Below are 22,384 nucleotides of genomic sequence, written 5' to 3'. Positions count from 1 at the left end.
CCCGGACGCGCTAGCCTCCGGCACAAGCCGCGCGGTGCGCCTCCAACCGGCGCGTGCGCTCCGCGGCGATCGCCTCGCCGATTGCCTTGCCCTCGAGTCCCGCCGCCGCAAACTGCGCGGCATCGACATCCTGCACCAGCGCCAGGGCGGCGCGCAGGTAGTCGGCCTGCGGGTAGGGTTCATCCTCACGACCGGTGCGCCCGCGGGCATCTGACTCGCAGGCGAGCAGGAACTGCTCGAAGCGCGCGGGCTGGCGCAGGGCGCCGGTGGCCTGGAACAGCTTGAGCAGGGTCTTGCCGCGCAGCTCCCGTGCGCGGTGACAGTTCAGGTGGTGTTCGCACACCGCCAGCGCCAGCTCGCGGTAGGCGTTGGGCGCTTTCAGGCGCTCGCAGACGGCGCGTACCAGGGGCAGACCGCGCCGTTCGTGGGCGATGTGCCGGGGCCATTCCGCCTGCGGTGTGATTCCCTTGCCCAGGTCGTGCACCAGCGCCGCGAAACGCACCTCGCTGCCGCCGCCCAGGCGCACCGCCTGCTGCAGGCAGAGCAGGGTGTGCACGCCGGTATCCACCTCCGGGTGGTACTCCACGCTCTGCGGTACGCCGAACAGTGCCTCCACTTCCGGCAGCAGGGCCTGCAGGGCACCGCAGGCGCGCAGCACTTCCACGAACACATCCGGGTTGCGCTCGCCCAGGGCGCGCTCGAGTTCCCGCCACACGCGCTCGGCACTCAGGTGTTCCAGTTCCCCGTCGGCGACAATCTGCGCCATCAGCGCGTTGGTCTCCTCGGCGACGCGAAATCCCAGGTGGGCGAAGCGCGCGGCAAAGCGCGCGGTGCGCAGCACGCGCAGCGGGTCCTCGGTGAAGGCCTCGGAGACATGCCGCAACAGGCGCGCCTCGAGGTCGGCGCGGCCGCCGTAGGGATCGACGATGTCACCGTCCGGGGTCTGCGCCATGGCGTTGATGGTCAGGTCGCGGCGCAGCAGGTCCTCTTCCAGGGTGACCGCGGGGTCGCAGTCGATGCTGAAGCCGGTGTGGCCGTGCCCGCGCTTGCGCTCGGTGCGCGCCAGGGCGTATTCGTCGCCGGTCTCGGGGTGCAGGAAGACCGGGAAGTCGCGCCCCACCTGGCGGTAGCCGAGGTCGAGCATGGCCTGCGGGGTGGCGCCGACCACCACCCAGTCACGTTCGTGGGGTTCCAGCGGTGTGTAGCCGAGCAGCGCGTCGCGCACGGCGCCGCCGACGAGGTAGATATCCATGGCGGCAGTTTAACTGGCGCGCAGGGCGCCGGGGAATCGCTGTACCGTGCCGTCGGTGTCGCGACACTTGCCGCCGCGGCAGCGGCAGCGCAGCATTTCGCCGGTCTCCAGGCAGTACAGCGACAGCGCACCGCCCCAAACGCAGCCGGAGTCGAGGCCGATGACGTTGGGCACGTCCGTGGACCCTTCCAGGGACGCCCAGTGGCCGAACAGGATTTTCTCGCCCGCCGCCGCGCGCTGCGGGTGGCTGAACCAGGGGGCGACGTTGCCCACATCCGGATCGGGCTTCGGACCTTTACTCTTCAGGTCCAGCGCCCCCTGCGGCGTGCAGTAGCGCATCCGCGTCAAGTAGTTGGTGATCACGCGCAGGCGGTCCATACCGGTCAGGTCTTCCGTCCACAAATTCGGCTCGTTGCCGTACATGTTGCGCAGGAAGCTGGTGCATTCCGGGCTTTGCAGGGCCAGTTCCACCTCGCGCGCGCGGCCGATGGCGTAGGGAATGCTCCACTGCGGCGGGATGCCGGCGTGCACCAGCGTGTAGCCCTTCTCCCGGTGCAGCAGCGGGCGATGCAGCAGCCAGTTGAGCAGCTGGTCGCGGTCCGGTGCGGCGAGGATCTTGTCCAGGGTGTCGCTCTTCGACGGCGGGCGCACCCCGGCGGCGACCGCCAGCAGGTGCAGGTCGTGGTTGCCCAGTACCAGCACCAGGGCATCGCGCATGCTGTACAGGAAGCGCAGGGTCTTCAGGCAGCGCGGCCCGCGGTTGACCACGTCGCCCACCGACCACAGCACGTCGCGCGAGGGGTTGAAATCCACCGCGCGCAGCAGGGTCTTGAGGGGTTGCAGGCAACCCTGGATATCGCCGACGGCGTAGGTGGCCATGCGCTCAGTTCAGTGCGGTGGGGGTGTGCAGCGTGAAGGCGGGAATCGGGACCTGGAATTTCTCCGGTGCGTCTTCCGGGTCGTCGTCCTCGTCCCAGGCCACCATGAAGTAGGAACCCTCCATGAATCCGACGGGGGTGTTCAGGGTGGTGCCACTGGTGTAGCGGAAATAGTCGCCGGGCTCGATCACCGGCTGTTCGCCGACCACGCCCTCACCGCGCACTTCCTGCACCAGGTTGTCGGCGTCGGTGATCACCCAGTGGCGGGAGAGCAGCTGTACCGGCCGGTCGCCGGCGTTGCTGATGGTGATGGTGTAGGCGAAGGTGTACTGGTCTTCCTCCGGGTCGGAGTGACCGGGGAGGTAGGCTGTGGCTACCTCGACGTTGACCAGAGAGGGATTGAACTCGAATTCAGCCATGGATCGCGTTGGTAAGGTCGATGAATTGGGCCAGTTCCAGGGTCTCGGCGCGCGACCCCGGGTCGATACCGATCGCCTCCAGGGCGTGCATATCTATAAGCCCTTTGAGGTTGTTTCGCAAGGTCTTGCGCCGCTGGGCGAAGGCCGCCTGTACCACCGCGCGCAGGCGCTGCTCGTCGCAGGCGGGCCAGGGGGAGCTGGCCCGCGGCACCAGGCGCACGATGGCCGAGCGCACCTTGGGCGGCGGGAAGAACGCCTCCGGCGGCACCTCGAACAACTGCTCTACCTCGCAGTGGTACTGCGCCATGATGCCCAGCCGGCCCCAGTCCTTGCTGCCGGGCGCCGCGGCTAGCCTTTCGACCACCTCCAGTTGCAGCATGAAGTGCATGTCGAGAATGCACTCGCGCTGCCCCAGCAGGTGGAAGATCAACGGGGTGGAAATGTTATAGGGCAGGTTGCCGACCACCCGCAGTTGCTCGCCGGGTGCGGCCAGCGCGTGGTAGTCCACCTGCAGGGCATCCGCCTGGTGCAGTTTGAACCCGGGGTAGATGCTGAAGGCCGCGAGCAGGCCGGGTACCAGGTCGCGGTCCAGTTCGACCACGTCCAGGCGGCAGCCGCTGGGGGCGAGGGCCTCGGTGAGGGCGCCACGGCCGGGGCCGATTTCCACCAGGTGATCCGTCTCGCTCGGGTGGATCGCCGCCGCGATCGCCTCGATCACACCGTGGTCGGTGAGGAAATTCTGGCCGAAACGCTTGCGCGGTCGGAGGCTGGCGGGCTTGGCAGGCATGCGACCATTGTACCGGCGTATCGCCGCGGGCGCGATGCGCACGCGCTGCGCCGGGCTTTGCATTTCTGTTACACTTGCGCGCGCCGCAAGGGGTGGAGGAACGGGGTTTCGCGCACTGCGAACGTGCTCGCAGCTCTCTTAACTCGCGCAAGCCTCGGAACTCTCGGAACTCTCGCAACTACAGCCTGGCAACGACATTTTCACGATGACACCCGCGCAATGACGCTCTCACAATATTTCGGCCTGGTAGATGTGCAGGCGCGCATGCTGCTCAAGGCGGATGCGGCCAAATTCAAACTCGGCATCCTGTGGTGGTTCCTGGAGCCGCTGATCTGGGTGTGCGTGTTCTACGTGGTGTTCAACATGATCCTCGACTCCGGGCGCAAGGGCGGCGATTTCGTGCTGTTCCTGGCGGTCGGCAAGTTCGCGTTTATCTGGTTCTCCAAAACGGTGATCCAGGCCTCCGGCGCGATCATCGCCGGGCAGGGCCTGATCGGCAAAATCGACGTGCCCAAGTCGCTGTTCCCGATGTCCGCCATCCACGAGAGCTTGTACCGGCAGTCAACCATCTACCTGCTGTTGTTCGTCATCCTGCTGCTGGGTGGGGTCAGCCCCGGCCTGGGCTGGTTGTGGCTGCTGCCGATTGCCCTTACCACCTACCTGATGATCATCGGCTGCGGTTTTATCGCCGCCTGCCTGGTCTGTGTGGTGCGCGATTTCCAGAAGTTCATCCCCCTGGGCATGACCTTCCTGCTGTTTACCTCGGGCATCTTCTGGGATGTGCGGACCCTGGGCGATACGCAGAAAATGGAAATGCTGCTGTGGGTCAACCCGCTGGCGTTCATTATCGACGCCCACCGCCAGGCGCTGATTCACCTGACTGCCCCGGACCTGCTGCACCTGGCGGTCATCGCCCTGGGCTCGGTGGTCGCCATCGTGCTGTCGCTGTGGTACATGCGCAGGTATAGCAAGCTCATCGCCCTGCAGGTACTGACCTGATGCAGGCGAACCCCGAGACAGTGATGCTGGAACTGCGCGATGTCTCGCTCAATTTCCGCACCAGCAAGGGCACCTTCGACCACGGTGTGCACCATGTGCTGCGCTCGGTGTCGTTCCAGCTGTTCGAGAACGAGACCCTGGGTATCATCGGTCGCAACGGCGTGGGCAAGACCACCATGCTGCGCATCATGGCCGGCATCCTCGCGCCGACCAGCGGCGAGGTTCTCACCCACCCGGGCAAGACCGCCTCGCTGCTAACCATTGGCCTGGGCCACAAGCCGGATCTCAGCGGCCGCGACAACGCGCTGCTCTCGGCCATGCTGCAGGGCGCCAGCAAGCAGCAGGCGCTGACCTATCTCGAGGAGATCAAGGCATTCTCCGAACTCGGCGACTCTTTCGAGGAGCCGGTGAAGACCTACTCTTCCGGCATGAAGTCGCGCCTTGGTTTCACTACGGCCCTGCTCACCCATGTCGATATCCTGCTGGTCGACGAGATTCTCAGCGTCGGCGATGCGGAGTTCCGCAAGAAGGCGGAGAAGGCGATGAAGGATCGCATCTGCGGCGACCAGACGGTGGTCTTCGTATCCCACTCTGAAGGCCAGATCACCGACCTGTGCGACCGCGTGTTGTGGATAGACCAGGGCCGGGTCTGCGCCGCCGGCGAGCCCGGCGAGGTCCTCGATCTTTACCGCGCGAGCATGCGCTAGGGCTGCGCCTCGACGCGGCTGAACCCGAGTACCTGCTCGTGGGTCTTGCGGTAGTTGCGCAACACACCATCCCATACCGCCCGCGCGGTCACCCGCAGGAACGTTCCGCGCTCGTGCGGCTCGTAGTGGCGCACACTCAGGAAAAACCCCGGGATTTTCACCAGCAGGATCAGCGGGTAGAACCAGCCCGAGGCGATGCGGTAGAGCTCCAGGCGATTGCGGTAGGTGTAGTAGACCTTCCACAGCGGCCGGTACACGTCTAACTGGTTGACCAGGGTTGCGCAGTCGTGCACGAACCGCAGGTTCGGTACGAACCAGTGCTGGAAGCCCGCGCGGCGCAATTGCAGCAGGTAGATGATGTCGTCGGCGTAGATGAACAGCTCCGCACGCGGCAGGCCGATGGCGCCTTCGCGCACCAGGTCCAGGCGGATGAAGCAGCCGACGAAAGACGAAGCATCCGCGCTGACCGGCTGCGCGCTGTGGTAGTCGCCGTCGCCCAGGTGAAAGCCGTGGCGACCGCGGCCCGCGGCGCCGAAGAATTCACGCAGGTGCCAGAACGGGTTGCGGCTGGGCCGGTTCATCTCGCTGATGCGGCCGTCCGGCAGGTACACGGCGGCGCCCAGGCTGCCGACCTGTGGCGGAATCTGCAGCGCCTCGAACTGTGCCACCACGTCCGCCTCGGGGTAGGCGTCGTCATCGAAACACACCAGCCACTGCGCTTCGGGCAGTTCCCTGGCGGCGTAGTCGAAGCCGCGGTGGAAGCCGCCGGCGCCGCCCAGGTTGCGCGCGTTACGCAGCACCACCAGCTCCGGCGCCTGCAGCCCGGCCAGCCAGTCGGCGGTGCCGTCGGTGGAGCAGTTGTCCACCACCACGACGCGGTAAAACCCCTGTCCCAGCGTGTGTTCGAGCGCCGTACGCAGCTTTTCCAGGCGATTGAACGTGACAACGACGGCGACCAGTTTTTCGGGCATGGCGGGCTAGGCGGGTTCTGTGAAAAAGGCCGGGACCGGCGCGCCCGCGGCGCGCAGGGCGAGAAAACGCTCTGCGGCGTCCAGGGCCTCGGCGATGGTCACGTCCATGTCGAGGTAGCGGTAGGTGCCCAGGCGGCCGACAAAGCTGATGTTGCTCTCGTCTCGGGCCAGCGCCACGTAGTCGCGCAGCAGCGCCTGTTCGCCGGCCAGGCGGATCGGGTAATAGGGGATGTCGCCAGGCTCGCAGGCGCGGCTGTATTCGGCAAAACAGACGGTGTTCGCGTGTTCCTCCCAGGGCGAGAAATGCTTGTGCTCGCTGATCCGGGTGTAGGGCACCTCCGGGTCGCCGTAGTTCATCACTGCGCAGCCCTGGTAGTCGCCGCTGGCGCGGATCTCCCTGAAATCCAGGGTGCGGTAGCCGAGACGGCCGAGCCGGAAGTCGAAGTAACCGTCAAGCGGGCCACTCCAGAACACGTGCTGGTAGTTGGCGACATCCGCGCGGGTGACGGCCGTGCCCAGGCGCACCTCGATGCCCGGGTGGTCCAGCAGCTTTTCGACGAGGGCGGTGTAGCCATCGCGGGGCATGCCCTGGTACTTGTGGAAAAAATAATTGTCGTCGTAGTTAAAACGCAGGGGCAGTCGCTTGAGGATGCTCGCGGGAAGCTCCGCGGGTTCGCAGCCCCATTGTTTCTGCGTGTAGCCCTTGAAAAAAGCCTCGTACAATTCGGGGCCGACAAAGCGCAGGGCCTGTTCCTCGAAGGTTTGTGGGTCCTCGATGGAGAGATCCGCGCGCGCCTCGATGAATTCACGTGCTTCGGCCGGCGACAGGGTGGTGCCAAAGAACTGGTTGATGGTGAGCAGGTTCACCGGCAGCGAGTAGACGTGTCCCTGGGTGGTTGTCTTCACCCGGTTGGTATACGGCATAAATTGCGTGTAGTCCTGCAGGAAGGACCACACCCGCTCGTTATCGGTGTGGAAGATGTGCGGCCCGTAGCGGTGCAGCATCACGCCGCTGGCGGTATCGCGCTCGGTGTGGCAGTTCCCCGCGACGTGATCACGGGTGTCACAGACCGCCACCGCGAGGCCCGCCTCGGCGAGCTGGCGGGCGATGACAGCGCCAGAGAAGCCGGCGCCAACGGTGCAGACCTCAGCCACCAGGGGTTCCGTCGCGCGGCTTAGTAGGCATGCTTGTGCACCAGGCCTTTGAACAGGGTCATCAACATTATCTTCAGGTCCAACCACAGGGACCAGTTCTCGATGTAGTACAGGTCGTGCTCGATACGTTCGTGCAGGTCGGTATCGCCGCGCCAGCCGTTGACCTGGGCCCAGCCGGTAATGCCCGCCTTGACCATGTGCTTGCGCATGTAGCTGGGGATTTCGTCGCGGAATTTCTCGACGAACACCGGGCGCTCCGGTCGCGGGCCGACGATCGACATGTCGCCGCGCAGTACGTTCCAGAACTGCGGCAGTTCGTCCAGGGAGGTGCGCCGCAGCAGGCCGCCGAAGCCTGTCGCGCGCTTTTCTGTGCCGTTCGCCCACACCGGGCCGCTGGTCGCCTCCGCGTCCACCGGCATGGTGCGGAATTTCAGCATGTCGAAACGCTGGCCGTTCCAGCTCAGCCGCTCCTGGCGATAGAGCACCGGCCCCGGGCTGCTGAGCTTGACGCCGAGTGCGAGAAGCAGCAGCAGCGGACTGGCCAGCAGCAGGATCAGCGTCGCGAAGATACGGTCCTCCGCCGCCTTGATCCAGCGGTTGACGCCATCCATGGGCGATACCGACAGGTTGATCACCGACATGTTGGCGATAGTGCTGATGGAGTGGTTGATCAGGCGGTAGCCGAACAGGTCCGGCACCAGACGGATATCCGCGGTGGTGTCGCGCAGGCGCTCCATGATATCGCGGATGAGCTCCTCCTCCCTGAGCGGCATGGCGATCCACACCTGGTCGATATCGCGCTGTCCGGCGAGGAACGCGATGCCGTCATCGATGCTGCCGCGGCGGATGCCCTCGGGCACGGCGCCGCCGCTCTCGTTGGCGTAGTAGCCGATGATGTTGAGGCCGGTCTCGGGGGCGCCGCACAGGCTGTTCAGCACCCGCGTACCGGTGACGCCGGCAGCGAAAATGACGATATGGCGCAGGTTGTAGCCGCGGGCACGCAGGCGCTCCAGTGTCGAGCGCAGGGCGTAGCGGGTCAGGAACAGGCCGGCGCCGCCGCTGAAATACCAGGTCAGCAACCAGGCGCGGGAGAAACTGGCCGAGGTCTTGGTGATGACCGAGAGAAAGGCGAGGGCGGCGAAGACCACGGTCCAGGCCATGAGCAGGGCCGTGAACTGCTGCAGGTAGTCCTCGCCGCGCCAGGCCCGGTAGAGGTCGAACAACTGGAACACCAGCACCTGCAGCAGCAGGGCGATGATCACGGCAATCTGGTAGTAGAGCACGCTCGGCGGTGAGGCAGGGCCACCGAACACCAGCGCATAGCCGAGGCCGCAGCACAGCGCGGAAATGGCCACGTCGGTCAGCCGCATGAGCCAGAGCAGAAGGCTGGAGTGCTCGCGTAAATGACCTGCGCTTAGCATTACGTCGATACGGTTGGCGATCCGGGTTGGGCTGGTTGGGGGAGCGGTTGCTGGCCGCGATAGTAACATCCGGGTCCGGCCGGCGCCTAGTCAGGGTGCGCGGCAGGCCGGCATAGAGCCAGGGGCGCGCGGCAGGCCCGCACCCCGGATGGTAGTGGGACGTTCGCGGCCGCGACGCTGTGGCATAATTGCCGCCATACTTGCGGGCGAGTTCATGCCCGGATATCGACCTCCCGACAGCGGCGAAACGGGATCAGCGTACAGCGATGAGCAGCAGGACCATTTTTCTTCACGTCGGCAATTTCAAGACCGGTACCTCCGCCTTGCAGCAATTTTGCTCGACGCAGCGCGACACCCTGCTGCGGGCCGGCCTGGATTACCCTGATGTCGCCCGCCCGGGTAACCTGCCGGTCAGCCACGGCAAGTTGCCGCTCAGCCTGTATACGCGCTATGGCCAGCGACCGCCGGATTGGTACGCGGATAGCGACGACTATGTCGATGTCGCGGCTGCCCTGCGGCGCGCACTGGAGCAGTCGCAGGCCCCGGCGGCGCTGGTTTCCTCCGAGGAATTCTACCGTGTCCCCGGTTTTCCCGAGGAGGCGCGCGAAGGTATCGGTCGCGACCTGCAGGCACTGTTCGCGGGGTACCGCGTACGCGTCATCATGTATGTGCGCGCGCCGTTGTCCTTCGCGATCTCCTGGTACAACGAGATCAACAAGTCGGACCGCCCGCACCGGCGTTTCGTCGATTTTGTCGACCACCTGAACCGCAGCATCATCCTTCCGGAGGCGAATACGGCCTACTGGCGCGGGCTGTTCGGGGAGGATGCCGTGCTCCTGGAACCCTATGGGCTGCGCGGCGAAGCGCACATCACGCGCTTCCTGCAGTTGCTCGGCGCCGACGGGATCCACGCCCATGAGGCCGCCAGCGCGGTGGTCAATCCCGGGCGTGACGAAACGACGCTGGAGCGCGATCGCCTGCGCAAAATCAATGCCCTGGCCGACGAGCGCGCGCGTTCGCGCCTGCTGCGCTCCACTGCACTGGCCTCGGTGGAGCATGTTCAAGTACTGCAGGAGAAACTGGAGGCGATTGAACGCGATTTCCAGGCGTTTTGCCGGCGCGAGCAACTGCATGTCCCGGGTGAGCCCCTGGACCTGGCGCGGGTGCTGGTACATGACGAACAGGTCAACCGGCGTGATGTGGTATCCGTCGACCCGCTGGGGGTGGCCCTGCTGCGCTGGCGACGCGGAGCCTTTGCGGGCGGGTTGCGACGCCTGCGCGCGCGCCTTGCCGCCTGGAGGCGCGGGTGATTCAGTGCCAGCGCCGGTCCGCGCATGATTGACCGGCTGATCATTCACGCCGGCCTGCACAAGACAGGCTCCAGTTCCATCCAGGCCTTCCTGGCGCGTAACCGCGAGCGCCTCTCGACAGACTTTGATATCCAGGTGCCGACCATCGCTGGTTTACTGCGGCGTACACCGGACCTGCGCGGCTACGCCACCAACCCGTCAGCCCTGGCGCCGCTGGCGGAGCTCGACAGCGCCGTCTGCCTGTTGTCGCGGGAGAACTTTGCCTGGATCGATACGCCCGAAGCGCTTATCGAACTGCAGCGGCACTGCGCTCGCTACGCGCGCCAGGTTGCGGTGCTGTTCTACCTGCGCCGCCAGGATGCGCTGGCGGTATCGCAAAAGCAGGAGGGCACCAAGTGGCCGGATTGCGCGCTGGCCTACGGGCATGAGCCGGCCGCGTTGCCCTCGCGGCTGTCGGACGTCGCCGCGGGTTACCTGGATTTCCAGCGACGTGTGGGCATGTGGGGTGATGCCTTCGGTGATCGCCAGGTGACCCTGCGCGTGTTCGAGAGCGACCGCCTGCACGGAGGCGACGTACTCGCGGATTTCGCTGCCCTGCTGGAGCTGCCGGCGGGCGAGTTCGACTGGCAGCGGCCGCTGAATGCTTCCCTCACTCGCCGCAGCCAATTGTTCCTGCACCAGACCCGCGCCCCGGTCGGAGAGCACTCCCCGGCCAAGCACTTTCTGGTACTCGCGGCGAATCTCTACGACCGGACTATCCAGCCGCGCGACAAACTGCTGCCCGGCCGCGCCGAGGCGCAGGCGTTCTATGCGCCCTTCGTCGCCGGCAACCGGGCGCTGGCCGAGCGCTTCGGGGTTGAGGGGCCGGCGGACCTGTTCACCGATGATTTTTCCCACTACCCGGTGGTGGCATCCCCGGCGCCACTCGACGATGCACAGTTGCGCGACTATCTGGACGAGATGGTGAGCGCGGTGGACAGGAAAGCCGACGTGCTGATGACGGCCCTGGAACGACGCAAGGATACCGAGGGCTACCTGGGTGTGGTGCCGCTGCAGTTCCGGCATCGCCTGCACGCACGCCCGGCGTTGCTGGGTGAGGCCTGCCTGGCCGCCGCCGGCCGCCTGCCTGCCAGCTTCGGCGATGCCCGCCTTGCCCTGGGCGACCTGGCCCGCCGGCTGGGTGCCGGCCCCTTGCACTCGCGGGTCAAGCGACTACAGTTTCAGGTGGGCAGGACGTTCGGGAGGTAGCCGCAGGCATGGGGGCAAAGGCAGGGATTGGCCGAATCAGGGGAGTAGCACTTCCCGGACACGCGGCGCGCTAGACGGATGGACGCGACCCTGTTTATCGGCATCGGTGCGCAAAAGGCCGGTACCTCCTGGTTGGGAGCGTATTTCGCCGCACACCCGCAGGTGCAGTTTTCGCCCATCAAGGAACTTCACTATTTTTCCCGCCTTAACTCCCTGCCCGATGGCGAGGGCTGGCACTGGAAAGAAAAAAAGATACTGGCCAACCTCAAGCGCAAGGCGGCGCGCCTGGGTGAGTGCAGCGAACCGGATGCGCTGGACGAATTGCACTTCCTCCTCGCGCGACTGCGCATGGCCCGTGGGCGCTGCAGCTACCTCGACTACTTCGAGGCCCTGGCGCGGAACGGCGCCCGTGCGGTCGGCGAGATCACGCCGGCCTATGCGACCCTGTCCGAGGCGGGCTTTCGCAGGATGCGCGAGGAAGCGCCCGAGGCGCGCCTGATCTTCCTGCTGCGCGACCCGGTGGAGCGCACCTGGTCGCACCTGCGTTTCGAGGAAGCGCGCCTGGGCAGGCTGCGCTTTGACGCGCGCAAGCGTGCGCGGCAGGCGCTCACCGATCCGGTGTTTGTCAGTCGCACGGACTACACGCGTACACTGCGTGTGCTGGATACCGTCTATCCCCCCGAACAGGTTTTCCTGTGCTTTTACGAGGACCTGCTCGGCGCCGAACATCACCAACGCGAAATCAACCGGCTTGCAGCGTTCCTGGGTATCGACGCGCTGCCCGGTGCGCTCGACAAGCGCGTGCACGCCACCGCGCAGGCGCCGTTGCCCGAGGGTTTCGAGGCGCTTGCCTGCCAGGCGTTTGCAGGCGTGTATCGCGACCTTGGCGAGCGTTTCGCCGGCGCCCTGCCCGAGCCCTGGTCGCGCCGGGCCGCTTTGGCGGGGGTCGCTACCGGGGCTCCTGTCATGCGAGCCGCAACATGAGCAGCGGGCGCTCCTCGCATTTCATCAACGACTTCGGCGGCGTGGTGCCGCTGGCGGCGCAAACGGTCGGGCAGCGGACACCGGCCAAGCCGCGCCTGCTGGCACTGGTACAGTCGCACTATCCGTTTGCATCCGTGGCGGATTTCGGCTGCGGCAAGGCCGGCTGGCTGCACGCCGCGCGTGGCCTCGGTGTGGAACAGGTCCACGGCTATGACCTGCCGGAGATTGACCTCGCCGAGCGGGGACTGGATGCGCAGGAATTCACCGCCGTCGACCTATCCCAGCCCGTTTCCCTGCCCTGTCGATACGATCTCGCGGTGTCCACCGAGGTCGCCGAGCACGTGCCGCCGGCGGGCCTGGACAACTATTTCGATACCCTCACCGGCGCCGCGCCGGTGGTGTTGTTCTCCGCGGCGCTGCCCTACCAGGGCGGCCTGGGGCATGTGAACGAGAACTGGGTGGAGTACTGGCACCGCTTTTTCGCGCGCCGCGACTATCACTGTATCGACTGTTTTCGCGAGCGGTTCTGGCACGACGCCAGCATTCCCTATTACTACCGCCAGAACTTGTTTTTGTACGTTGCGTCGGAGCAGTTGCCAGGCTTCATTGCCGGGGGCCTGGTGGAGAATCCGGCACCGGTGTCGCTCATCCACCCGGACATGTACCTCAAGCGTGTGCACCGCGATGCTGCGCTGTCGTTGCACCCGCGGCACACGCTCGCCGCGGATATCGCGGCCTACTACGCGGAAGCCGGCGACAGCGCGGACGAGGCGCCGCTCCAGGGCTATGGTTCGGCCTCGTTCCGGCGCCGGCGTCCTGGCTTTCTTGCGCGCTGCCGGCGGTTTCTACGGCGTCTGTTTTCCTGATGTCACCGGGTTTGGCCCGCACTTCACGCCCGGCCGGCAGGCCGCTGGCGTGCGCCCCCGCCGGGACGGTCAGCCAGCCAGCCTGTGCTACCATGGCCGCGACCCTGCGCCGGGGTGTGGGCGGCGCAGGCCACACCGCCGAAAAACAATAACGGGAACGGAGAACAAGCCTTGCTCTGGCGAGAGTGGTTAAGTGCCGAGGACCAGCTGAAGACCGGGCGCTATGCCTGTATCCTCGCCGGCATGCGCACTGGCTCCAACCTGCTGCAGTCCTATCTCAACCAGTGTCCGGGCATTGTGTGCCTTGGGGAGTTGTTCAATCCGGTATTCGTCGGAGTGGATCGCCCCGATATGGAAGAGGGCGGTTTTGGCGGCTATCGCCGGGACGACGTCCAGGCGCGTGACCGCGACCGTATCGCTTTCTTCAACCGCCTGCTCGCCGAGGCGGGAAACCGCGAGCTGGTGTTTCGTCTGTTCGATGGTCACGGTGCCTGGGCCTGGAGGCGCGTCATGCGCAACCGGCAGGCGCGCAAGGTCGTACTCACCCGCGACCCGTTGGAGGCCTATGTCTCGCTGGAACTGGCGCGCGCCACCCGGCAGTGGGTGCTGCTCGACTCCGCTGACCGCAAGGTGACGCAGATTGAATTCAACCCGGTCGACTATCTCGCGTTCGCGCAGGAGCGGGCCACCTACTACAGCAATATCTGCGGCCGACTCGAAGCCAGCGGCCAGGCCTTCGTGCGTATCGACTATGCTGAACTGGACGACCTGGAGGCGGTCAACCGGGTGATCGATTTCATCTGTCCCGGTCAGGCCCTGTCCGCGCTGCCAGACACCCTGGTGCGGCAGAACCCGGGTACCCTGGCCGCCAAGATCGCCAATTACGACGAGGTGGCCGGGTTCCTCGAGGCGCGGTCTACGCGTACGATTCGCCCCTTTTGATGCACTCGCAGCGGTAACAGGCAGGCATGACGCGACATTCAAAACCGAGAGAACAGGCGCGCTCGCTAAAGACAAAGCTGGGCGTGCTCAAGCATCTGGCCATGTTCGCCTTCGCCGCCGCGCGCCGCGTGCGCGACCTGGAGTGTGTGCAGGACAACACCGCGGCGATCGCCCCCGGGGACGTCCTGTTGTTCAGTACCCTGCGCAACGAGCAGTTGCGTATTCCCTATTTCCTCGAGCACTACCGCGCGCTCGGCGTCGATCACTTCTGTTTCGTGGACAATGGGTCGAGCGACGGCTTTCGCGAGTATGTCAGTGGCATGCCGGATGTCTCCGTGTGGTACACCGAAGCTTCCTACAAGGAGGCCGCGTCTGGCATGCACTGGCTCAACGGCCTGCTGCACCGCTACGCCCACGGCCACTGGTGCGTGGTCTGCGATCCGGACGAACTCCTGGTTTACCCCCACTACACCAGCCGTTCGCTGGACGAACTCGGCGCGATGCTCGCCGGCCGACGGCGCTCGTCGATGTTTACACTCATGCTGGACCTGTACAGCGATTACATCGACTCCGGCGAGTATCGTTCCGGCGACGTGCCCTGGGAGGTCTGCCCGTGGTTCGATGCTCATGGGTATCGGGGCACGGACAAGAGCTACTGGCACAACCTGCACGTCAAGGGTGGGGTGCGTGCGCGGCAGTTCTACGGGTCCGGAGACGGCGAGCCGCCGGCCCTGAACAAGCTCAGTTTCGTGCGCTGGAAACCCCACTATTACTTCGTCTCGTCAATGCACAACCTGGCCCCGCGCCGGCCGAACAAGGTGTACGAGGACGATGACATCACCGGCTGTGTACTGCACTTCAAGTTCATATCGGCGATTGTCGACAAGGTGCGCGAGGAAATGCATCGCAAGCAGCATTACAACAACTCCGCCGAGTACCGGAAGTACGCCAGCGCGGTGAGTAGCCGTGAGCGGCTGTACGACGCCGATGTGTCGCAGCGCTACTCGGGCTGGGAGCAACTGGTGGAGTTGCGGCTGATGAATCCCGGCCCCTGGTGGAAGTGACGTGAACAAGGCGTACGTGGTCATCGCACACCAGTGCAACAGCGGGCTGTTCGCCCTGCTGGGTAGTTTGCTGCGCGATGGCAGCCATGTCGCCGTGCATTTCGATCGCGCGGCCTCTCCGGGGGCGCCGCCACGCGCGCTGCTGGAGTTCGCGGACCGGCATCCGAAGCTGCTGCTGGCGGACCCGGTGGCAGTGGTCTGGGGCGAGTGGTCCATCGTGCAGGCGACGCTCAACGCCCTGCAGTGCCTGCGCGAGACCGGCGAGGCATTCGACTACGTGACCCTGCTCAGCGGCGCCTGCATGCCGACCAAGCCGATCGCGCTGCTCGATCAGTTTCTCGCCGACAACCGCGGCAGCGAATTTATCGAGTGTGTGGACCCGGGCTACAACCTGTGGGTGAAGGGCGGTTACCAGCAGGAGCGCTGGCGCTATTACCACTTCGTCAACTGGCGCAAATCGCCGCACCTGTTCGACCTCGCCATCCGCGCCCAGCACGCGCTGGGCATCAAGCGGCAGATGCCGGACGGGCTGGCGCCGCGCATGGGCTCCCAGTGGTGGACGCTCAGCTGGCCGACCCTGTGCCGTATCCTCGACTACCACGAGGAACGCCGTCTCGAAAAGTTCTTTGGTCGCACCTGGGTGCCGGACGAGTTGTTTTTCCAGACCCTGGTGTACGCGCTGGTAGACGATCGCGATGCGATTCGCGGACACGGCCTGACCCATTACGACTTCGACCCGATGGGGATGCCGCGGGTTTACTACGACGACAACTTTGCCCAGTTGATTTGCTCTGCGCGTTTTTTCGGGCGCAAGATCTCCCCCTGGGCGACGTCACTGCAATCCAGCCTGGCGGCAGTAGCGGCCATGGATGTGCCCGCCTTTATCAGCCGGCTGGACGACGCGCACGGAGCGGCCCCGATACCGTTTCCCCGCGACGACCTGGCACTGAAGACCTTGCAGTTTTTCGGTACGCCGGTGAGCGCGCGCCGCTCACGCCCGCGCTGCAGGTTGCGGCGCAACGGCCGTTACTTCGTGGTGGTGTCCTGCGACGAGGGTCGTTCCCGTGCCCTGCAACGGCGCTGCAACGCCCTGCCGGGGTACGCCTGCCATGGGCACCTGCTGGGCAACAGCTGGCAGTCGGTGGTGGATGACATCAATGCGCCGGCGGTGAGCCGTGTACTGTCCCTGGCACAACGCGATGCGGACCGACGCGGCTTCCTGCGCCAGGTACTGTCTTCCAGCGAGGGGGAGTTGCCCGGCTTTCTGCTCAACCCCGAGCGGGACACCGCCGGTCGGGAAATGCTCCGGGAGCTGTCGCGAGACCCCGCATGCACGCTTATTCTCGATCAGCATTGGCGCGCCGACCCGACGCTGCCGGCGCCCGCGGACGTCCTTTCGCTGTTGCCGGACTGCGCTGGCCCGCCGGCGAAGGACGGCAGCGCATCGCTGGTGGAGTATGCGCGCCAGGCCACGCTGCACGACACCAGTGCCGATCGCCTGCGCCTGTTGCGCTGGCTGCATGCCCAACTGGTCGGGAGCGCCTGCGCCACGGTACTGGTGGGCGAGGGTGAACTGGAGAACTGGTCGCCCGGCCTGCTGACGCCCTGAGTCGCTTCAGCGATACAGGCGGCGCCACCAGCGGCGCAGTCCGCTGTGCAGCCGCCGCGAGAGTGGTGCTTCGGGCACCGCGCGCGAATCGTACTCAGCGGCAATGGCCGTCAGTTGCCGGGCCAGTCCGGGGTCGGTCTGCGCCAGCAGGCCGGCGGCCCGCTGGATCGCCGCGAGCTCCTCGCTGTCGAGCAGGGGCAGCTCGCGCACCCCGCGCAGCAGGTGGCGCAGCGCGGCGTTGGCGGAGTCCTCGTTCCAGAGGTCGGCCGCGTCCTCCGGGTAGGCGGAGAAATCCTCGGTGAATGCGGCCGGCGCACTGCCGAGGCCGTAGCGCTCGTGAAGTACCGTGTTGCCCTGGCGGAACCTGTCGTAGAACGCCTGTGCCTGGGCGCGCGAGGGCAGCAACTTGCCGCTGTCGTCCAGGTAGCGGGCGAGTACCGTCCGCGTGCCCGGTTCGAATTCCTGCTCGCTGAGCAGGTGGCCGAGCTTGGTGCGCTCGAAGCCGGTGGATTCATTGACCCGCTGTGCAGCGCCGGGCAGCGGCAGTCCGGCCGCGCGGTAGAAATCCTGTACCACATCGCCCGCGTGCAGGGCGTCGGGCTGGAACAGCCGCAGGCACAGGTTTTCGTGGCCGAAGCTGTCCGCCCACAGTTGCATGCGCTGCGCGTAATCCAGGTAGGCGTGCAGGTGCGGGCCATACACGGGCAGGGCGCGATTGCCGCCGCCGTAGTAGGTCGCGGCGACGATGGCGTCGCGGCGGCTGGCCTGCTGGTACTGGGAGACCGCCTGCTGGTCCTGCCGGCGCAGGTAGGCGATGACGCGCACGCGGGAAAAATGTGCCGACAGCGCCCGGTACAGCTCGCGCAACTGGCCGGCGTCGAACACCCAGGCAAAGGTCTCCGCTGACATCAGTACGTCCCCGGGTTCCCGGGCAAGCGCCGCGGGCAGGTCGCGCCGCGGTACGCCGGCGATGCGTGTGCCCGCCGCAGGACGAAATCCGATCCAGGGCGAGGCATTTCCAGAGCTCAGGGTATCGCCCTCCGGCGAAGTGCAGAACAGAGTGACGCCGTGTTCAGACAGCTGCTGGCGGTCGCGGAACAGGCTGCGCTGGATCGCGGAGGTCCCGGTCTTGTGGTTGCCGATGTGCAGGGTCAGGGTGCGCGTGTCGCCCATGGTTTACCCCGCGCGATCCGCCGGTTTGGCCGGCGTGTTTTCCAGTCGCCCCAGCAGGCGGCAGACGAAAAATACCGCGAGCGGGGCGGCGTAGAGGAAGGCGCGATTGACCTGCGAGTAGTCCAGGGCGAAGCGGTAGCGCCCGGTGAAGAAGTAGACGAACAGCAGGAACGCGACGCACAGCACCAGCGCCAGCCAGCTGCCGAGGGTGGCGCGCAGCAGGCGCGGCCGCAGCAGGCTGAGCACCAGCGCCGCGGCCGTGACGTACCACAGCAGGTGCCAGTTGATCATCAGGAAGTTGGCGCGCAGCAGGGCGTCCTGCACCGGGTGGAACTCGATGCGAAAGTCGCCGACGGCGGGAATGGTCACCTGCTGCGCGGACAGGGTCAGCGGGCCCAGGCCGGGAATCTGCAGGTGGATACCCCAGGTGAGTACCACGACCAGCAGGGCGAGCGCCGGTAGCGCCAACAGCAGCAGGCGGCGCCAGTCCAGGCGTATCGCGACCAGCAGCGCGATGATCATGCCGGCGAGAATGATGCCCGGGATCTTGAGCTGGGCACAGAAGGCGGCGTAGGCGAGTGCCAGGCCGGCGTAGACCAGCGAGCGGCGCTCCTCCCACTCGGTCAGCGCAAACACCGCGGCGGCGAAGGTGGCTGCCACCCACAGGTCGGCGTAACCGGCCAGTGCCGAGTGTACGTTGACGAAGGGCTGGCTGAACAGCAGGTAGACGCCCAGCACCGCCAGCGGCAACGCCGCACCGGCCAGGCGCAGGTGACCATAGAGTATCGCGGCCAGCGCCAGGGCGACGGCGACCCAGGGCAGGAAGACCAGGCTGCTGTCGCTGCTGCCCACCGCAAGCATACCCCACAGTTCCAGCAGCGGTACGCCGACCGGGTATTTCCAGGCGTTGAACGCACCCAGGGTATAGGCGCGGTCTTCCGGCGGCAGGAGCAGCCAGTCGTTGGGGCTGACGAAAGGGGTGAACTCGCGGTAGTGGAACCAGACGATGGCCTTGGGCGACCAGTTCATCCAGGCATCCCAGGGATACAGCGGGCGCAGCAGCAGTTCCTCGCCGATGGTGAGATAGCGCCAGGCGAGCAACAGCAACAACAGCGCCGCCAGCCCCAACTGCCAGCCGGGGAGCGCTGCGCGCGCCGGTGCCGGGGGCTGCAATACCGGCCGGCGCCAGGCGAGGGCTGCCCCGGCGAATCCCAGTAGCGCCAGCGCGCTTGCCGGCCCCCAGAAATTGAGCGCGAGGCCGGTGAGCCCCCAGGCGCGCAGTGCCGCGGTGGCGAGGAAAACACCGAGCAGGTAGCCGTGGCCCAGCACTACGAAGGTGTTGTAGCGGGCGTAGCGCCCGAGCAGCCAGTAGACCCACACGCCGCCCACCAGCCAGGGCAGGGCGATGGCGAGCAGGGCCCCGAGTAGCGCGCTCATGGCGTCTCCCCACGGTAGCGGTACACGCTGCCCGGCGCCCGTCGGTCCACGCGCACTACCGGCAAGGCCTGGTCGCCCCAGCGCAGCTCGCCCCGCCCGCGGTCGAAGCGCAGGCCGGGCACCTCGTCCAGCACGATCAGGTAATCGCCCTCGCGCAGGGATTCACGGATCGGGTGTTTGCCGAAATTGAAGATGTTGTGCGGCAGCAGGTAGTACTGCAACTTGAGGCGCCGGTAGCCGCGCCGGCCCTCTTCATTGAGCAGGTGTACCTTGGCTCCGGGTGGTGGCAGGACCTCGCTGTGCAGGTGTTGCGCGTAGCTGTACAGCTCGCTGTCGATATCGGCCAGGTGTTTTTCGGCCCGCGACTTGCCGCTGAACAGCAGACGCGTCTCCTCCAACTGGTTGGACAGCTTCACCTGCCACAGCAGGTCCAGCGCGATCCACGGCAGCAGCAGGCAGAGCAGGGCGCTGGCTATCAGGCTGGCGCGGACCAGGCGGGCCAGCAGCAGCGCCAGGAGCAGGGCGAGCCCGGCCCAGGCGGCGGCGCCCAGCACCGGCGAGAGCACGGTTTCCGTGGGCGTGCCCGGCAACTGGTGCGCGGAGCGCTGGGTCCAGGTGCGCTGCGCCCGCCACTCCGCCCAGATGGACTGCCACAGGCTGGCGTTGGCCGCCGGCAGCAGGGTGAGCCGGCGGATTTGCGGCGAGACGTCGCGCAGTTCGCCGTAGATGTCCAGCCCCACCTCGATCACCGAGCCGCGCCAGGTCGGGTCCTGAGCCAGCAGTCTTACCGAGCTGTTCTCGCCGGAAAAGGGCAGGGCGATGTGATGCACCGTGTCCGGGTCGTCCGCCGTGCGCCATATAAAGTAGTAGTAGCTCGCCAGGTTGCGCCCGCGGATATCGAACTCGAGGTAGGGGTAGTCCCTTGCGTCCAGGGCCACGCGCCGGGTGAGGATCGCGCGGCTGTCGACACCTTCCTCCAGCCGGGTGACGTGCAGGCTGTCCCCCGCCCCGGGTTCGGCGCCGCCCATGCGCACAATGAGGTCGGCGCCGTTGATAGCCCAGGGTGTCGCCGCTGTGCCGGGGCGGGCATCGACGGCTGCGCCGGGGGTGGTATCGAGTGCCGCCCCGGAGCGCTCGAGCAGCCGTGGGTAGAGCGACAGCAGTACCGCGGCGGAGATGGCCAGGGCGAGCAGGGCCACCAGTGCGGCACGCGCAAACGCCAGGTTGCCGATCGCAGTCGGTTCGGTGGGCGCAGTACTTCCCTGACTGCCACCGCCGTTGAACATCAGCCGACAGTGGCCCCCGGCTCGGCGGCGCTACCGGCGGCGACGGCGGCAGCGCGAATCCCGGGCCAGTGGGCCAGGGCCGCGGCCATGCCACTGGCGAATTCGCGGAAGCGGGCCAGTGCCTCGGTGTCGTCTATCGGTTGCGGCAGGTTGCGCAGTGCGCCCGGCGCCGCGGCCTGTTGTGAGGCCGCCTGCACCGACTGCAGGCTGTCCTGCAGCCACTCCTGCCACTGGGGCGGGCGCAGCATGCCGTCCTGCAGCAGGCGCTGGTACAACAGCATGTCATCGGCCTGCAACTCCGCCGCTTCCCGGCGGAACATGATCGCGAGGTCCACATCGACGGTTTCGGCGCACTCCCCGACCAGGGCAGCCAGGCTGTGCAGGCGGGCTTCGGGAGAGATGCCGGCGCGATACACGGTGCGGTCGGTCACGCACTTGCCGAAGTTGACCTCGGGGCGGCCGTCGCGCGGCGCCGGGTCCGGGTTGGCCGGGCGCGCGTCCAGCGGCAGGTGCGGTACACACCACGGGTAGGTGAGTACCGCCGACTCCGGATGCAGGTACTCGGTCATCGCGCCGAACAGGTAGTCTTCGCCGCGAAATGCGGGGAAATACGGCGGCAGCAGGCGCGAATTGTCGAGACCGGTCACCTGCGACATCACCGCCATCTTGGTGAAACCCGGGTGCGGGTAACCCAGCCAGTAGCTGCGCGAAGCCAGCGCACCCTGGATGCCGCCCGGATACGCTGCCATGCGCCGGGCCGACTCGCCCTGCAGTTCGAACAGCCACTCGGTGCCCTGGGAGCCGGGGTCGCCCAGCGTGCCGTTCTGGGTCACCAGCAGCGGTGAGTCAGCGCTCCACTGCCGCAGCAGGGCGGAGGAACTTCCGTGCAACTGTTGCGGTGTGACCGGGCCCAGCTCGAGGCGGGCGACAGCCTGACCGAGGCTCAGTCCCAGGCATTGCGCGTGGCCGGACAGCGGGTCGAAGTCCAGCACCGGGTTGCGCGCCAGTGCCTCCTGCGCGTCGCGGTAGAACTCGACCTCGCGCGTGGTGGAGCCGAACTGCATGCCCTCGGCGCTGTGCGGGGCGGCATGCGCGCTGCACAACACGTCGTCGTCGAGAACGATGGCGCGGTAACCTACCGAGAGCAGCAGGCACAGGTTGCGCGCCAGTCCATAAGTCTTCGCCCCGGACCAGCGTTCGCGGTCGATGAGGAAGCGGATCGCCTCCTCCGCGGCCGGGTTGGCGGCGATTAGCGACTGCATGAATTGGCGGGTCTGCTCGGCGCCGAAGTAGTGCATGTCGCGCGCGGAAGTCAGGTTGAACTTCTCCACCGCGGCCTGGTTGGCCTGGGCATTGCCGGCGTCGCGGGAATCGTCGATCAGGTAGAGGGCGTCGTGACGGCTGAGCTTGCCGGTGCGCAGCATGGACTCCAGCAGGCGCTCGACCGCCGCCGGGCGGTCGCAGGTAATCACGAACACGCGGGTGGCGGGCAGGTCGACCGGCGCCGCCTGCGCGGCGTTCAGGCGTGCGCAGGCGCTCTCGGCGCTGGTCATGAAGCCGGCGTCGCGCAGCATGCCCAGTACACCCATGACATCGGCCTGCTGGCCGGCCAGTTCCGGGACGCTCGTGGTCAGTATCCCGGTGTGCTCTTCCAGCGTGCGGAAACTGCGGCACATGCGCATGCTCTGCGCCACCGGCGGGGCGACCAGCAGCTGCTGGCCGCTGTCGCGGTCGAGCAGCAACACCGTGCCGTTTTTCATGTCGACCATGTCGCACTCGGCGAAGGCGTAGAGGCCGGAGGAGGGTGCGCCGGCCGCGCCGGCCGGGGTGTGGCTATCGCTCATGCAGTGGTAAAGCCCGGAAAATAAAGCGGTAA

Annotated in this window: 20 protein-coding genes; 9 read left to right on the top strand and 11 right to left on the bottom strand. The window is 66.6% G+C overall.

Going from position 1 to position 22,384, the window contains the following annotated elements; translation table 11 throughout:
- Positions 1-10: 10 nt before the first annotated feature.
- Genes E4634_RS13240 through rsmA form a run of 4 tightly spaced genes read right to left on the bottom strand, consistent with a single transcriptional unit; the run spans position 11 to position 3,336 of the window.
- Positions 11-1,252 carry a multifunctional CCA addition/repair protein gene (locus E4634_RS13240; RefSeq protein WP_135444658.1) on the bottom strand — a complete coding sequence of 414 codons (1,242 nt, stop codon included), beginning with the start codon at positions 1,250-1,252 and terminating at the stop codon, positions 11-13.
- A 9-nt stretch (positions 1,253-1,261) separates the two neighbouring features.
- Positions 1,262-2,131, bottom strand: a complete 870-nt coding sequence (locus E4634_RS13235; protein ID WP_135444657.1) for a symmetrical bis(5'-nucleosyl)-tetraphosphatase — start codon at positions 2,129-2,131, stop codon at positions 1,262-1,264.
- 4 nt (positions 2,132-2,135) lie between these two features.
- Positions 2,136-2,549: a Co2+/Mg2+ efflux protein ApaG gene (gene apaG, locus E4634_RS13230; protein WP_135444654.1), complete on the bottom strand. Its 414-nt coding sequence runs from the start codon at positions 2,547-2,549 to the stop codon at positions 2,136-2,138.
- Positions 2,542-3,336 (bottom strand): 16S rRNA (adenine(1518)-N(6)/adenine(1519)-N(6))-dimethyltransferase RsmA, encoded by a 795-nt coding sequence (rsmA, locus tag E4634_RS13225; protein WP_135444652.1) that lies wholly within the window; start codon positions 3,334-3,336, stop codon positions 2,542-2,544. Before rsmA ends, apaG begins: the two co-directional genes overlap by 8 nt.
- Before the next feature lie 219 nt (positions 3,337-3,555).
- Between rsmA and E4634_RS13220 the strand changes: the two genes are divergently transcribed.
- Positions 3,556-4,335: an ABC transporter permease gene (locus E4634_RS13220; protein ID WP_167854907.1), complete on the top strand. Its 780-nt coding sequence runs from the start codon at positions 3,556-3,558 to the stop codon at positions 4,333-4,335.
- Positions 4,335-5,042, top strand: coding sequence for an ABC transporter ATP-binding protein (locus E4634_RS13215; RefSeq protein WP_240725183.1), 708 nt, complete (start codon positions 4,335-4,337; stop codon positions 5,040-5,042). The genes E4634_RS13220 and E4634_RS13215 overlap by 1 nt, the downstream gene beginning before the upstream one ends.
- On the opposite strand, the gene E4634_RS13210 is transcribed toward E4634_RS13215, so the two are convergent.
- From E4634_RS13210 to E4634_RS13200, 3 genes are read right to left on the bottom strand one after another with little or no spacing between them, the layout of a single operon-like run.
- Positions 5,039-6,013 (bottom strand): glycosyltransferase, encoded by a 975-nt coding sequence (locus tag E4634_RS13210; RefSeq protein ID WP_135444650.1) that lies wholly within the window; start codon positions 6,011-6,013, stop codon positions 5,039-5,041. The two genes, E4634_RS13215 and E4634_RS13210, sit on opposite strands and share 4 nt — an antisense overlap.
- 6 nt (positions 6,014-6,019) lie before the next feature.
- The gene (gene glf / locus E4634_RS13205) at positions 6,020-7,168 is read right to left on the bottom strand and encodes a UDP-galactopyranose mutase (protein ID WP_240725182.1); all 1,149 of its coding nucleotides are present in this window, start codon (positions 7,166-7,168) and stop codon (positions 6,020-6,022) included.
- Between the two features lie 20 nt (positions 7,169-7,188).
- Complete coding sequence (locus E4634_RS13200) at positions 7,189-8,589, bottom strand: undecaprenyl-phosphate glucose phosphotransferase (RefSeq protein WP_167854906.1); 1,401 nt, start codon at positions 8,587-8,589, stop codon at positions 7,189-7,191.
- Between the two features lie 266 nt (positions 8,590-8,855).
- On the opposite strand from E4634_RS13200, the gene E4634_RS13195 reads away from it, so the two are divergent.
- The 7 genes from E4634_RS13195 (at position 8,856) to E4634_RS13165 (ending at position 16,612) form a co-directional block, all read left to right on the top strand.
- A complete protein-coding gene (locus E4634_RS13195) occupies positions 8,856-9,899 on the top strand; it encodes a hypothetical protein (protein WP_135444645.1) in 1,044 nt (347 codons plus the stop codon).
- 24 nt (positions 9,900-9,923) lie between these two features.
- Positions 9,924-11,147 carry a hypothetical protein gene (locus tag E4634_RS13190; RefSeq protein WP_135444643.1) on the top strand — a complete coding sequence of 408 codons (1,224 nt, stop codon included), beginning with the start codon at positions 9,924-9,926 and terminating at the stop codon, positions 11,145-11,147.
- Between the two features lie 78 nt (positions 11,148-11,225).
- Positions 11,226-12,131 (top strand): sulfotransferase, encoded by a 906-nt coding sequence (locus E4634_RS13185; protein ID WP_135444641.1) that lies wholly within the window; start codon positions 11,226-11,228, stop codon positions 12,129-12,131.
- Entirely contained in the window at positions 12,128-12,997 is an 870-nt protein-coding gene (locus E4634_RS13180) for a methyltransferase domain-containing protein (protein WP_135444639.1), read from the top strand. Before E4634_RS13185 ends, E4634_RS13180 begins: the two co-directional genes overlap by 4 nt.
- Positions 12,998-13,168: 171 nt before the next feature.
- Complete coding sequence (locus E4634_RS13175; RefSeq protein ID WP_135444637.1) at positions 13,169-13,939, top strand: hypothetical protein; 771 nt, start codon at positions 13,169-13,171, stop codon at positions 13,937-13,939.
- An 83-nt stretch (positions 13,940-14,022) separates the two neighbouring features.
- Entirely contained in the window at positions 14,023-15,003 is a 981-nt protein-coding gene (locus E4634_RS13170; protein ID WP_167854904.1) for a glycosyltransferase family 2 protein, read from the top strand.
- Position 15,004: 1 nt separating this feature from the next.
- Entirely contained in the window at positions 15,005-16,612 is a 1,608-nt protein-coding gene (locus E4634_RS13165; RefSeq protein WP_167854903.1) for a beta-1,6-N-acetylglucosaminyltransferase, read from the top strand.
- 6 nt (positions 16,613-16,618) lie between these two features.
- Here E4634_RS13165 and E4634_RS13160 read toward each other — a convergent pair whose 3' ends face one another.
- Genes E4634_RS13160 through E4634_RS13145 form a run of 4 tightly spaced genes read right to left on the bottom strand, consistent with a single transcriptional unit; the run spans position 16,619 to position 22,352 of the window.
- On the bottom strand, positions 16,619-17,785 hold the full coding sequence (locus E4634_RS13160; RefSeq protein WP_135444631.1) for a hypothetical protein: 1,167 nt from the start codon (positions 17,783-17,785) through the stop codon (positions 16,619-16,621).
- A gap of 3 nt (positions 17,786-17,788) precedes the next feature.
- Positions 17,789-19,222 (bottom strand): hypothetical protein, encoded by a 1,434-nt coding sequence (locus E4634_RS13155; protein WP_135444629.1) that lies wholly within the window; start codon positions 19,220-19,222, stop codon positions 17,789-17,791.
- Entirely contained in the window at positions 19,219-20,508 is a 1,290-nt protein-coding gene (locus E4634_RS13150; protein WP_135444627.1) for a hypothetical protein, read from the bottom strand. The genes E4634_RS13155 and E4634_RS13150 overlap by 4 nt, the downstream gene beginning before the upstream one ends.
- On the bottom strand, positions 20,508-22,352 hold the full coding sequence (locus tag E4634_RS13145; protein WP_135444625.1) for a hypothetical protein: 1,845 nt from the start codon (positions 22,350-22,352) through the stop codon (positions 20,508-20,510). The genes E4634_RS13150 and E4634_RS13145 overlap by 1 nt, the downstream gene beginning before the upstream one ends.
- Positions 22,353-22,384 lie beyond the last annotated feature (32 nt).

The sequence above is a fragment of the Mangrovimicrobium sediminis genome (assembly GCF_004745945.1).
In the GTDB taxonomy this organism is placed as follows: Bacteria; Pseudomonadota; Gammaproteobacteria; order Pseudomonadales; family Halieaceae; genus Mangrovimicrobium; species Mangrovimicrobium sediminis.
Note: the sequence above shows the minus strand (reverse complement) of the source record. Positions and strands in the feature narration are given on the sequence as shown.